At 71.9% G+C, this 13466-nt stretch carries 7 protein-coding genes; all 7 read right to left on the reverse strand.

Annotation, left to right across the window (positions count from 1 at the left end; genetic code table 11):
• Nucleotides 1-681 (reverse strand): hypothetical protein (locus M3Q23_14505; protein ID MDP9343271.1); only part of this gene is annotated, 681 nt, incomplete at its 3' end.
• A 24-nt stretch (nucleotides 682-705) separates the two neighbouring features.
• Nucleotides 706-4533 carry an alpha-(1->3)-arabinofuranosyltransferase gene (locus M3Q23_14510; GenBank protein MDP9343272.1) on the reverse strand — a complete coding sequence of 1276 codons (3828 nt, stop codon included), beginning with the start codon at nucleotides 4531-4533 and terminating at the stop codon, nucleotides 706-708.
• Nucleotides 4530-5837 carry a hypothetical protein gene (locus M3Q23_14515; protein MDP9343273.1) on the reverse strand — a complete coding sequence of 436 codons (1308 nt, stop codon included), beginning with the start codon at nucleotides 5835-5837 and terminating at the stop codon, nucleotides 4530-4532. Before M3Q23_14515 ends, M3Q23_14510 begins: the two co-directional genes overlap by 4 nt.
• Nucleotides 5834-6673: a class I SAM-dependent methyltransferase gene (locus tag M3Q23_14520; GenBank protein MDP9343274.1), complete on the reverse strand. Its 840-nt coding sequence runs from the start codon at nucleotides 6671-6673 to the stop codon at nucleotides 5834-5836. The genes M3Q23_14515 and M3Q23_14520 overlap by 4 nt, the downstream gene beginning before the upstream one ends.
• Before the next feature lie 112 nt (nucleotides 6674-6785).
• The gene (locus M3Q23_14525; protein ID MDP9343275.1) at nucleotides 6786-7886 is read right to left on the reverse strand and encodes a hypothetical protein; all 1101 of its coding nucleotides are present in this window, start codon (nucleotides 7884-7886) and stop codon (nucleotides 6786-6788) included.
• 8 nt (nucleotides 7887-7894) lie between these two features.
• Nucleotides 7895-10636: a PQQ-binding-like beta-propeller repeat protein gene (locus M3Q23_14530; protein MDP9343276.1), complete on the reverse strand. Its 2742-nt coding sequence runs from the start codon at nucleotides 10634-10636 to the stop codon at nucleotides 7895-7897.
• Between the two features lie 88 nt (nucleotides 10637-10724).
• Complete coding sequence (locus M3Q23_14535) at nucleotides 10725-13322, reverse strand: PQQ-binding-like beta-propeller repeat protein (GenBank protein ID MDP9343277.1); 2598 nt, start codon at nucleotides 13320-13322, stop codon at nucleotides 10725-10727.
• Nucleotides 13323-13466 lie beyond the last annotated feature (144 nt).

Consider the following 13466-nt stretch of genomic DNA (forward strand, 5'->3'; position numbering starts at 1 on the left):
GTACCCGGCCCCTCCCACCAGGTTCGCCGCGATCTGGCCGGACAGGGCGTCGGGGGCCGCCGTCGAGCTCACGGCGAAGCGAAGCACCAGTCCCACCACGGTCAGGGCCCCAAGCCCCGCCGCGAACAGCGACACCCGACGCCACACCCGCCATCCGGGGCTCGGCTCCGCGACCGGTTCCTCCTCCACCTCCAGCACCGGGAGAGTCGCCACGGGGCCGGGGGCGGCCGTCCCGGCCTCCCGCAGGACACCCAGGATCAGCAGCACGAGGGCCGTCCCGGCCAGGTAGTGGGCCAGCAGGTTGCGGTGCACGAAGTCCGGGCTCACGAAGAAGGCGGGGGGCAAGCCTCGGACCAGGATCGTGAGCGGGACGAGGACCAGCAGCGCCACGGCCCACCGCAGGAGGGTCCGGGGGCGCGGAGCCAGGAACGCCGTGACCAGGCCGATCGCCGCCGCCACGAGCAGACCGATGCCTCCTCCGAGCAGCCCCAGCACAACCGCCAGCACGACCCATCCCCCCAGCGAGCGGCGGGACGCGCCGGGTCCAGTCGGCTCCTCCGGCGCGGGCAGGGCCGGCTCCCCGATGGGCAGGCGCAGGTCGACGGCCGGCCCGTCGTCCGGTCCGTCGGGAGCCGCCCCCTCCGGCGCGATGGCCCGCCCCGGCCGCATCCGCCACCTCACGCGCCGCACCTCACGCGCCGCACCTCACGCGCCGCTCCTCGTTCTCGGTTCTTTCCGGAACAGCAGGACCACCAGGAGCACGATCGCCATCAGGGAGACGGCCAGGGAGAGGTTCATGAACCGCTGGGGCCCGAACCACACCACGAACGCGTGCGGGCCTGGACTCCGGATGATCCAGGCGGCCGAGTATCCGTCGACCAGGATCGGCTGCCCCAGCAGCTGGCCGTCCATCGAGGCGTGCCACCGCGGGTCGTAGCCCTGCCCGATGACCAGGTAGTACGGCTCCGCGGGCCTTGCCCCCCTGGTGGTGATGGTCATCCGGGAGGGTGTCTGGCTCTGCACCTCGAGGACGGGGACCTTCGGCGCGAGGCCCGGCGGCGTGACGCTGGGAGTGGGCGGCGACGCCAGGTGCAGGCTGTCGATCTGCCAGTCCGCCACGGGCTGGATGCGGTGCACGCCCGCTTCCAGCCGAAGCCGGGAGGATCCGCACGGCTCCAGCGGGAACGGAAGGCCGGCCAGGAGCCTCCCCAGCGTTCCGGGGAGGTGGACGCGGATGCGCCTCTGGTCGATCAGTAGGGCGGGCACGCATCCCTGGAGCGGGGTGGTCGCGTCGGTCGGGGCGACCTGGAGGGCGCCGATGCCAAGCTCGCTCACCTTGATGAACCCGGCCAGCCCTCCGACCTTGCGGATGGTCAAGCGGATGTCGTGGACCTCCTGCCGCGGGAAGTGGATGGTGGTGGAGCCGGGACCGAGCGCCTCCGGGATCGACGCCGTGCCGTTGATGGACAGGTACGCCTTGGAGATGAACTTCCCGGTCGGATCGTCCGGCTGCTCGACCACGATGCTGGAGAGGGTCTGGGCGGGGAACGACACGTCGATGAACTGGCCGACGGGCTTGCCGTTCGGTGACCACGCGGTGTCCGGGTTCCCGTCCAGGGCCTGGGAGGCCCGCGTCCCGGGAGAGACCCGGGACGACGACTCCGCCACGATCGACGGGGGCACCCCGATCAGGTGGTCGAGCGCGGAGTCCGACAGCTCCGCCTTCAGCGTCCCCACGGCGTCGAACGTGAAGTTGCGGGCCTGGGGCAGCGTGAACTGCCGGTACAGGTTGCGCTCCTCGTCGTCGGTCGTGGTGGTGGGCGAACCGGCGTCCCGCACCATCACCACGTCGAGCGGGGTCTTGGACAGGCGGAGCTTCCCGGCCGAGTCCAGCCCGGCGGCGAGCTGGGAGAACGTGAGCGGCAGCCGGATGAACTGGCGCACCGTCACCCCGGGGATTCCGATCTCCCAGAACCCCACCGGGTTCAGGCCCTGGCCCCGGATCCCCGTGATCTGGACGTTCAGGGAGGACACCAACACGGCCGGTGACACCGGGACCGTGACGACCTCCTGGCCGGGCGGAATCGGAACAGACAGGATGGTCGGGCCGAGGGCCAGCCGGACGCTCGAGATCTGGCGGCCGCCGCCCAGCACCGGCGTCAGGGTCAGATCGGAGACCGAGACGGGCTGGGGCAGGTGGATGGAGATGGCCTGGCCGACCGCTCCGCCGAACCCCGCCGCGAGCCAGGCGGAGTGCGGATCGCCGTCGAAGGCGAAGTACGGCTGCGACGACGGGACCGGACCGAACACTGACCCGTAGTTGGTGGCCTGGATGGAGGTCGCGCCGTCCAGGATGGCCACGGACTGCGTGTCGCTCGAGTTGCCGAACAGGCGGAACGACAGGTCGCCCCCCGGGTGCAGGGTCTGCTGGGGTCCCAGGGTGGCCGAGTAGTCCACCCCGGTCCGTCGGAAGTTCCAGGCCCGCCGGCGGTTCGAGTCCGTCAGCACCACCTGAGCGCCGTCGGTCACCGCCTGTTCCAGGTCGGACGACGTCATGACCCCCAGCAGCCGGAAGGCCGGGTCGCCCGGCAGCAGCCCGAGCTGGGGGAGATGGGCCAGCCCGAAGTTGTCGCCGTCCACCAGGACGGTCCCGGGCGCGGCCTCGGCCCGGACCACGGGGCGCGGCCCCGCGACCACGTACCGCTGCAGTGAGGGGAGCGCCTCGTCCCTGGCCCGTGCCGTGCCGGCCCCTCCCGGCGGACCCGGAGCCACCGTGTTCTCACCCGGCGCGCCATACGAGGCAGCCAGGCGCACCCCGCCTTCCTGGCCGAGGATCGCGGCGACCTGGGACGGACGCGCTCCGCCCCACTCCTCCCACTTCATGTCGTTGCGCACCAGGACGTCCCGGACGCCGAGGTAGCGCGCCATGGTGGACAGGGACCCCTTCGTGTAGGCCCCGCTCTCGAGCGGCTGGTCCAATGCGGCCAGGAAGTCCGCCGCGTACGCTGATCCACCGGGCACGGTCACCCGGAGCGCCGATGGACGGGACAGCAACGAGTCGTTCAGGTCGGCCGGCCCTCGCTTGCCCCACCGGTAGTCCGCGAACTCCTCGCCCGGCAGGAACAGGGCCCGGGTGGTCGGGGAACCGGCGTTCAGGGCCGCCGCAGCCTGGTCCCAGTACCCGGGGATCTGCTTCCACCCGCTCTGGTACAGCGTTCCGGTCCAGGCCGGGAACACCGCTCCCAGCAGGACCACCAGGCTCACACCGGCCAGGAGCCCCTGGCCCACCCAGCTCTTCCCCCGCATGCGAAGCACGGCCTCCGCCGCACCCAGCGCGATCAGCAGGGTCAGCCCCAGGGCCACCAGGGCCCCTACCTTGTTCGTGGTCCGGAACCCGATCCCTCCGGGGAACCGGTCGAAGAAGGCCTGGAGGGCCCGGCCGAATGGCGTCGGAGACGCCGGAGGGAACAGGCCGACCATCACCGGGGCCCCGATCGCGATGAGCATCGCGGCCATGACCCGGGCCCGGGACCGCGACAGGACGGCTCCCACCGCGGCGGCGACCGGGATGGCGAACGTGGTCAGCACCACCGCGGCGTTTGTGATGTAGCCGACGGCGTTCGGCAGGAAGGGCAGGGCGCCCTGCCGGCCGTACAGCGGCCACAGCCCCAGCAGGCGCGCCGTCTCCGCGTACGAGGAGGTCGAGGCCACGTCGGCGGGTTTCTCCGTGGCGAAGGCGATCGAGGAGCCCGTCCCTCGCGCGGCGAGCGCCGGGACGATCCAGTAGGCCGACGACAGCCCCAACAGGACTCCGCACCGGATCAGCGGCCGGACGGTCTGCCGGAACCGGATCCCTTCGCCGAGCCGCGCGTAGAGCACGTAGGCGGGCACCCCGAGCAGCAGGAACACGTTCACGATGCCGGCGTTCAGCCCGCCCATCAGGAAGAACGCCAGCGCGAACGCGGCCGGCCACTTCCAGGAGCGGGGGCGGTCCACGCTGCGGGAGAAGGCCAGCATCATCCACGGGAACAGCGCGTACGGCAGCAGGACCGGCGTGCTGGCGCCGCTCACGATCACGTAGGGGTTCGCCACGTACAGCACCGCGGCGGCGATGCGGCCCACCGGCCGTCCCCGGTCTCCGGCCAGGCGGTCGTAGAACTTGGCCGCGCCCCAGCCGGCCAGGATCAGCAGCAGCGCTCGCCAGATCCGCACGGCCACCCACGGCGATGCGCCCAGGGCCCGGATCACGTAGATGGCCGCCGCCACCGGCGCCAGACCGGTCTGGAAGTTCCCCTGTCCCAGGAACGGGCTGGCCTTCCAGGCGAACAGGGACTGGATCAGCGTCCGCCCGGGCGCGTAGTAGAGCTGCGGCTCGGTGTCGGGGGTGAACGAGCCCCAGCTGTTGGCGAACACGGCCACCACCACGAGGGCCGCCAGGCCGGCGAAGATCAGGGTGAGGCGGCGCCGGGCCAGGAACTCCCTGGCCATGGCGGGCCGCTCGCCCATCACGTCCCGCACGCGCAACGTCTTCACTCCGCGATCGCCTCCGCCGGGTTCACCGTGGCGGTGGCCGCGGGCAGCGGCCCTCGCCGGTACTCCAGGGCCAGCCCGATGGCCAGCAGCACGATGCCGGTGACGAGGACCACCGACGCGATCTGGGTCACCGAATGGTGGAAGAACGCCACCATCAGCGAGGTCTTCACCACCACGGCCACGGACACGATCCGGCTCATCCAGGGGTTCCCCGACGCGATCCCCGAGAACAGCAGCAGGTGCACCAGCGCGAACACCGTCCCGATGCCGGCGAACAGCCACAGGGTCGGCCCCAGCCTGGCGTAGGAGGGCCCGAACACCTCCCGGAGGAGCAGGTTGGAGGTCGCCGCGACGACCGCCACCACGATCAGGCACAGCACCGCGATGAACCCGATGGCCTTCGCCAGCAGCTGCCCCCGGTCTTCGGACGTGCTGAGGCGGGGGAACACGACGACGGTGACGAACCGGGGCGCCCAGTAGGTGATCTTGGCCACGATGGTCCCGACAGCGTAGAGGCCGGACAGGTCCCGGGAAAGGAAGTGGCGGGCCAGCACGATGTCGATGTTCACGATGACGAACAGCGCGAAGATGCCCACGCCGGCCACGGCCATCTCGCGCACCAGGGGCCACCCGATGGAACCTCCCGCCAGGCCGGGGCGGGCCACCCACACGCCGATCAGAGCGCCCAGGACCGAGCCCGCGGCGGCCCCCGCCAGCGCCCCGCTCACGCCGAACCCGAGCTCCACGAACAGCACGCCGAGCAGCAGCTTCCCCACCGCGGAGCCCAGCAGGGTCACGCCGAGGGCGGTGAAGCGCTCCCCGCCCTGGAGCATCCCCAGGATGGCCGGGACCAGTGGCAGGACGAAGATGGCCACCGCCAGCCACAGGGCCGGGGCCACGGACCCCAGGTGCAGGAAGCTCTTGATCCAGGGGCTGGCCACGGCGGTCAGGGCGGCCAGCACCGCCGCCACCACCAGCACCGCGCGCATGATCCCCGCCCACAGCTCGGTGACGTCCTGGCCGTCGCGGTACCGCAGCGCGGTGTGGCGGGCCACGATGCTCTGGAGGGCCACGCCCGGCACGGAGAAGATGAACGTCACGGCGAGGAGGGCTCCCAGGGCCCCGTAGGACGACGGCCCCAGCTTCCTGGACATGAACACGTGATAGCCGTAGTTCATGGCGTTGCCCACGCCCATGGACACCGCCACGACCACGCCCGCGCGGCCCAGCGAGAGCCGGACCGCCCGCGCGGCCTCGTCCCGTGGAGCCGCCGCCGCGCCGAGCGTCGCCCCCTTGCGCTTCACGGCGTCGGCCCCTTGACCCGCCGGGAGGACAGCGGGACCACCTTCTTCACCGCCTTCATCAGGCCCGGCCGCCGGTACAGGGCCTTCCCGGCGAGGTAGGTGGCGGGCTCGTACAGGTTGACGTACAGCAGGCGCCGCCACTCGATGTCCGCGCGCCCGGAGCGCGAGGCCGCCGCCGACCGGTCGTAGGCGTAGACCTTCACCCCGCACCACCACTTCGGGTCGAAGTCCCGCTCGCTCTCCAGGTCGTACAGCAGCCGAAAGCCCGGGTGCGCGCGGACGTACCGTTCCGTGGCCCTCGCCACCACCGGCCACGACGCGTCGTCCACGATCACCAGCGCCCGGTCGGCCAGGATCGGCTCGACCATGCCGAGGGCCAGGTACTGGGCCATGCTCCCGTGGTTGCCGTCGTAGAAGTACACGCCGACCGGCCCCTCCAGGAGGCCGGGCCTCCCGAACAGCCGGAAGCAGTCCTCCTCCAGCACCGTCAGCCGGTCCCGGACGCGCCACCGTTCCAGGTTCGCCACCAACTCCGTGCGGGTCTCCTCCCGGTCCACGCCGAACTCCCGGAAGCTCTCCACGGCCACGAACCTCGGATCGGAGTTCCCGAGCATGGCGGCGATGATCGACAGGCCCTTGAACGAGCCGACCTCGAGGTACGTCTCGCCCGGCTCCACCAGGCTCCCCGCGAGGTTCAGCAGGGCCAGCTTGTTCTCGCTGGCCATCCCGGGGACGTCGTCCATCAGCTCCCGGAACCGGCGGTCCACCGGATGCTCCGCATACAGGTCGCCGCCGTAGAGCGCAGGCAGCCGTTCCTGAAAAGCCTGGATGTCCATGTCTCGAGATTGCCCCCCCGAACCGCGGCGAGCCCCCGGCGCGGGCACGGCCGCGGGCGACAAATCTTCCCAGGTCGGCCGGGGGAACGCCAGGGTCGGAGGGCGTGGGCGGTCAGCCAGCAGCCGGCCCTTGACCCTCCTCCGAGAGGGCCTCCAGGTGGCGGCGGATGGCGTCCAGCAGCGACGTCGCGGCGGCCTGGTCGAAGGATGTCCTGCGGGCCCGCAGGGCCAGCATGGTCGTTCCACCCACCGTGGCGGCGCCCAGGGCGACCCCCGACCGGCCATGGGCAACCGGCCAGAAGCTGATCGATCGCACCTGGTCGGGAGCCTCGATCCGCCCCAGGTTCGAGACCAGCAGGGTCGAGCCCAGCCGTCCGGCCAGGGGCCGGGCCAGCCGGGCGGCAGCCGCCACGCCTCGTGACCCCTGGGGAGGCGCCGGTTCCGGCCGGGCCGACGCCAGCGCCGAGCGGGCCGCGGCCATGCCCCGTCCCCCGAGGGTCACCCGCGCGTAGGCCGACTGGTCGGCGAGGGTGGGCTCCGATCCCGGCCGGCGGCTCAGGCCCACCGCGACGATCATCCGCCCAGGCGACCGCCCCCGGCGCGTGTTCCACTCGTCCACGGCGAGCGCGGCGGCGGCGAGTAGCGCCGCGGTCCCCCCGGCCAGGGCCGGAGCCCGATCCTCCACCAGGTGGTCGCCCCAGCCGGCCGCACGGTCCGCAGGTCCCGACCGGCTCGGCAGGATGCGGGCCGGAGGCCGGAAGGCGGCCTCCCCAAGCCGGGCCGCGGCTCGTCGCAGGAACCCCCCTCCCGGACCCGAGGCCGCATCGTCCAACCCCCTGGCCCCCGACCGGACCGGAGCGTCAAGCACCAAGCCCAGCAGCGCCAGCAGCCCCAGCCCGTCCAGCGCCGAGTGGTGCGCGGCGAGGACCAGCGAGCCCGGGGCCCGGGCCAGGCGCACCAAGAGGTCTCCGTCCCGGTACTGCCCGTCGGCGAACTCGCCGCGAAGTCGGGCCGCGGCGGCCTCGTCCGTTGCCTCGACCGCGGACGGACGTGGTCCCAGCGTGGCCGGCCACCCCCGGGCGATCCGGCCCTCGATCGTCGGACCATCTGGCGGGGAGGCCATCCGGGCGTGCACGACGATGCTCCAGGAGAGGTTCGGATGGCCGGACAGCGCGTTCCACCTGCGGACCCCCGAGCTCGATACCGGTCCCACGGGATGGCTTAGGTAGCGTCGGGGGGCGGCGGATGCTCGCGGAGCCACGTTCGCTCCCACGCCGGGATGGGCCGCCGTCCCATGGGCACGGGCTCCAGCGGCGACTGCGTGTAGTCGAAGCTGCCGGCGAAGTCGTACGCCCCCGCGTCGGTGGTGAACAGGGGGGTCAGCCCGAACACATGCTCCGTGTACGCCAGCATCGAGGAGTACGAGGCCACGGTGGAGTCCGTGAACCCGGCCCGGGCGTAGGGGCTGACGATGACCATGGGCACCCGGATCCCCAGGCCCGGGGGCGGCGGGACGTGGTCGTAGAAGCACCCGCAGTCGTCGTAGGTGACGAAGATGGCGGTGGAGCGCCAGTCGGGTCCGCCCTCGATGGCGCCGACCACCGACCCGATCCAGTTGTCCCCCTTCAGCATGGACCACCCGTTGTGCTGAGAGGTGTCGCCGGTGGGGATCACGATGGACAGGTTGGGGAGCGTCCCGTTCTTGGCGTCCGTGAGGACCTGGTTGTACGTGACGGTGGCGTTGCGCTGCGGCCCGTACAGGCAGTCCGAGAAGCTGGGGCACACCGTCCACGTCCCCCACCCGCCGTAGATCCGCCACGACATCGCGGCCGCGTCCAGCCGGTCCATGATCGTGGGGATCCATGCTGCCGGGGACGGCGCATAGGGTCCCGAGCCGTCCTGGTTGGGGATGCACGACGGGATCGACAGCACGGATCCGCTCGGCGAGCGCCACGACGCGTTGTTGTTGCTGTCGCAGCCCCAGGTCAGGGGCCCCCGGGGAAGCCCCGGCGCGTTGACCGGGATGTCCCCCAGGAACCCGTCCATCTGGGCCGCCGCGAGGTCCAGATGGGCGCCCCAACTGGGAACGGCGTCGGACTCGAAGGTCCGGTCCGAGATGGCGAACCCCCGGGCCAGGGCGGCCAGGTTGGGGATCTGGCTGGGCTGGTACTGCGTGTAGCAGGCGTACCCCTTGGACTGCGTGCAGCCGTCGATCAGCCCGAACCCGTCCATCTTTCCTCCGTCGACGGCCGTGGTCTGGGCCACGATGGTGTGCGCGATCTCGGGGACCAGGTCGGGCTCCTGGCTGAGCGCGATGGCGGTCCCGTCCGGGAGCGTCCCGGTGGTCGCGCCGTCGCACCGGACGTCCTGCACGCACAGGGCTCCCAGGACGTCGTCGAAGGTGTGGTTCTCTTGGTAGATCACCACCACGTGGCGGATCGGGGTGGAGCGCACCTGCAGGGTGCCGGGGTCGGGGCGGGGAGGGGGTACGGGGGCGCCGGCCAGCTTGTACGCGGTGAGGGTGTTGCCGTTCGATCCTACGTACACCATGCCGCTGGCCACGACGGGCGAGGACTCGATCGCGCTCCCCACCACCGCGGTCCACAGTTGGGCCCCGCTCCGGGCGTTGAACGCGTACAGCACGCCGTCCCTGGATCCCTCGAACACCACGCCGTTGCTCACCGCCGGTGAGGCCGTCACGGGTTGGCCGGTGGACTGGGTCCACAGTGGGCCGCACGTCGGCTTGGCGCACCCGATGGCGCTGAAGGCGTACAGCTTGTGGTCGTCGGAGCCCACGTACACGTCGCCGTACGCGACGGCCGGGGACGACTCGGACGTTCCTGCCATCGCCGCGGTCCACAGGAGCGCTCCCGTGTACGCGTTGAGGGCGTACAGCGTGCCGGGCTGGGAGACCGCGTACACGATCGGCTGGAACCAGGGCTGCTGGGCCACGGCCACCGAGGAGACGACGGGCCCGTTCGTGGCCACCTGCCAGGCCACGGCTCCGTTCGAGGGGTTCAGCGCGTAGACCTTGCCGTCACCTGACCCCACGTACACCTTGCCGAACGCCACCGCCGGCGTTCCCGTGATCGGGCCGCCGGTGGCGACCGACCACAGCGGGGCACAGGTGGAGGCCCCGCACCCGGGGTTCTTGAAGGCGTAGACTTTCCCGTCGCCCGACCCCACCACGATGTTCCCGGAGATGGTCGGGGAGGACGTGATGGGCCCGCCGGTGGTCGCGGTCCACGACGGGAGGCACGGGCTCTTGGTGCAGGAGGTGGGCAGCGCGTACAGCTTGCCGTCGGCCGAACCCACGTAGGCGTTGCCGGACCCCAGGACCGGGGACGAGGAGACCGCCCCGCCGGTCGTGGCCGTCCACTTCGGCGGGCACGTCGTCTTGCACCCCGGTGGGAACGCGTACACCTTGCCGTCGTCCGACCCCACGTAGGAGAACCCGAGCGATCCCACGGCCGGAGAGGAACGAACGGGGCCGCCGGTTGTCGCCGTCCAGGCCTTGGTCAGCGACGACACGTTCGAGGAGCCGATGAGGTTCTCGTAGGGGTTCAGGCCGGTGAGGCCCGGCGAGCCGTGGAACTCGGTCCAGGGGCTGGACACCAGGTAGGAGCCCTGGGCGCTCAGTCCGGTCCCCGACTCCTTCACCGTGATCCAGTGCGTCCCGGGGACCGCGGTCACCGGGACGTCAAGGCCGAGGCCGGCGATGGTGCCGGTGGGGCCGGCGGTCCCGGAGGCCACGTCGGCGGTGTCGAAGTACGCCTCGAGGGGCGCGTTGGGGTCGAACCCGGACCCGGTGATGGCCACCGACGCGGTGGCCGTCCCGAGGCCGAAGAACGAGATCGTCGGCGACGCCGCCCTGGCGGTCCGCGGGACCGAGACCGCGGCGGCGACGAAGCACGCCAGGGCGAGGCAGAGGCCGAGGCCGAAGCGGCGTGGGCTCGCGATCACCGGCGCACGGCGGTGTCGATCCCGCCGCGGAGGAGGGGCGCTTCGCATGCGGGCGCATTGTGCGCCGCGCCGTGTGCGCAGTCCACGTCTATGTCTCGTCCCGCTCCGGCGGGCGCGATCGAAGGAGCCGGCGCTCCCAGGTCGGAATGGGGTGACGCGCCAGTGCGACCGGGCGCAGAGGCACCTGTCCGTAGTCGAAGCTCGCCCCGTAGTCGTACGCGTTGGCGTCGGTGGAGTACAAGGGCGGGAGCCCGAACACGTGCTCGGCGTACGCCAGCATCGACGAGTACGAGGCCACGTTCGAGTCCGTGAATCCCGGCCTCGCATACGGGCTCACGATGACCATGGGGACTCGGATTCCGAGGCCCGGCGGGGGCGGGACATGGTCGTAGAAGCAACCGCAGTCGTCGTAGGCGATGAAGATGGCCGTCGAGCGCCACTCGGGGCCGTGCTCGATCGCGGAGACGACCGAGCCGATCCAGTTGTCGCCCTGGAGCATGGACCACCCGTTGTGCTGGGAGTTCGCCCCCGAAGGGATGACGAACGACAGATTGGGGAGCCGCCCCGCTGCCGCGTCCTGGAGGACGTCCGCGGACTCGACGGCGTCCGCTCGTTGGGGGCCGTAGATGCAATCGGCGAAGCTCGGACACATCGACCACGTTCCCCAGCCCGAGTAGATCCTCCAGGAGAGGCCGGCCGCATCGAGGCGGTCCATGATCGTGGGCACCCAGGCCACCGGCGACGGCACGTACGGGCCGGATCGGTCGGGCTTCGGGACGCAGGCGGGGACCGATTGGAGCGGACCACCCGGTGCGTGCCACAGCGCGTTCCAGTTGCTGTCGCAGCCCCACGTCGGCGGCCCAGACGGGACTCCCGCCACGGGGAACGGGAAGGCCCCCGTGAAGCCGTCCATCTGGCCCGCGGCGAGGTCGAGGTGTGACCCCCAGCTGGCCACCGAGTCGGTCTCGAAGGTTCGGTCCGAGATCACGAAGGCTCGAGCCAGCGCGGTCAGGTTCGGGATCTGCGTGGGCTGGTAGTTGATGTAGCAGGCGTAACCGGTCGACGCCTGGCAGCCCTCGATACGGGAGAAGCCGTCCATCTTTCCGCCGTCGACGGCTGTGGACTGGCTCTCGGCGGTGTGGTCGACCTCCGGCACCAGGTCGGAAGCCGTGGCCAGGGGAACGGTCGAACCGTCGGCCAGCCGGCCGGTGATGGCTCCGTCACACCGGGAGTCCTGGACGCACAGCGCGCCGAGGGTGTCGTCGAACGAGTGGTTCTCCTGGAACACCACCACCACGTGGCGGATGGGCGTGGCGGCCGGGCGGAGCGAGCGCGGGTTCGGCCTGTGCGGGGGAGGCGGAACCCCCGCCGGCCGGAAGGCGACCAAGGTCCCATCGGATGCGCTCGCGTACAGCGTCCCGTTCCCCACCACGAGCGGAGCGCGGATCGGGTTCCGCAGGTCGACGCTCCCCAGCCGGGCCCCGCTCCGGGCGTTGAAGGCGAAGACCGTGCCCGAGTCCGAACCGACGTAGACCACGCCGTTGGCCACGGTCGGAGCGGTGAGCGAGCCATCCGCCGGCGCCGTCCACGCCGGAGCGCAGGGGGGTTGCTTGCACGCAACCGTGCTGAACGCGGCCAGCGTTCCGGCCTCGGTGGCCACGTACAAATCCCCGTATGCCACGGCCGGAGTCGACGCCACGGTCTCCCCGGCGGCGCCGGTCCACAACGGAGTGCCCCGGTACGCGTTCATGACGTGGAGCGTCCCGGACCGGCCCACCACGTAGACGGCGGGCTGGGACCACGGCTGCTGGGCCACCACCGGCGAGGACGCGACCGGCTCGCCGACGTTTTCCCGCCACAGGACATCTCCCGTCCCGCTCGCGAAGGCGGTGACCAGGCCATTCGTGGAGGCCACGTACACGCCGCCGTAGCCCGCGGCCACCTGGCCGCTGATCGGCCCAAGTCCGTTTCCCTTCCACAGGGGCGAACACGCCGCCGTCGCCGCGCCGCATCCCTGGGAAGGAAACGCGTACACCCGATGGTCCGAGGCCGCCACGAACACCGCGCCGGCAGCGGTGGGCGAGCCGATCACCGCTCCGTCCGTGCGGCCGATCCACCGACCGCGACAGGTTCCGCCCTGCGTGCAGCTCTCCGGGTACGCACGGAGGCCGCTCTTCGTCGCCACGAACACCGAGCCCGAGAGCAGCGCGGGTGACGACGAAACGGCGCCGGGGACGTGCACGGTCGCAGCCGGCGAGCAGGTCCCGGAGCAGTGATCGGGAAGCCTGGCCAGGCGGCCCGCCGAGACGACGAACGCCTGTCCCGCTCCGTCCACGGCCGGCGATGCCTCCGACGGACCCGGAAGGGTGGCTCGCCACGCCTCGGCCAGCGTGGAGGCGTTGAGCGACCCGATCGTGCCCTCGGCCGCGTTCAGGCCGGTCAGCCCCGGCGTGGCCCTGGCTTGCATCCACGGGGTTCCGATCAGGAACGACCGCTGCGCTTGAGCGCCGGTGGCCGGGTCGATCACGGTCACCCAGTGCCGGCCCGTCACGGCCGTGACCTGCACGCCGACCCCCAGGCTCCCGAAACGTCCCCGGGGCCCGGCAGTCGCCGAGCCCACGTCGGTTCGATCCAGGAAGACCTCGAGGTGGGCACCGGCCGGAAACCCGCGTCCGGAAACGGTCACCCGCCCACCGGGCGTGCCCCGTCGCTGCAGTGAAAGCCTCGGCGTCGGTGAATTCTTCCGTGCGGGCGAAGCCCCCGCTCGCCCGGATGGCGTCCCGATCGAAGCAACCAAAGCCAGCAGCAGCGATGCGAGCACAGGGGCTAC

The organism is Actinomycetota bacterium (assembly GCA_030774015.1).
Classification (GTDB): domain Bacteria; phylum Actinomycetota; class UBA4738; order UBA4738; family JACQTL01; genus JALYLZ01.

Excerpts from the sequence above, each read along its gene's own strand:
- M3Q23_14520 (MDP9343274.1), bottom strand. The coding sequence starts at position 6,673 with ATGGACATCCAGGCTTTTCAGGAACGGCTGCCTGCGCTCTACGGCGGC.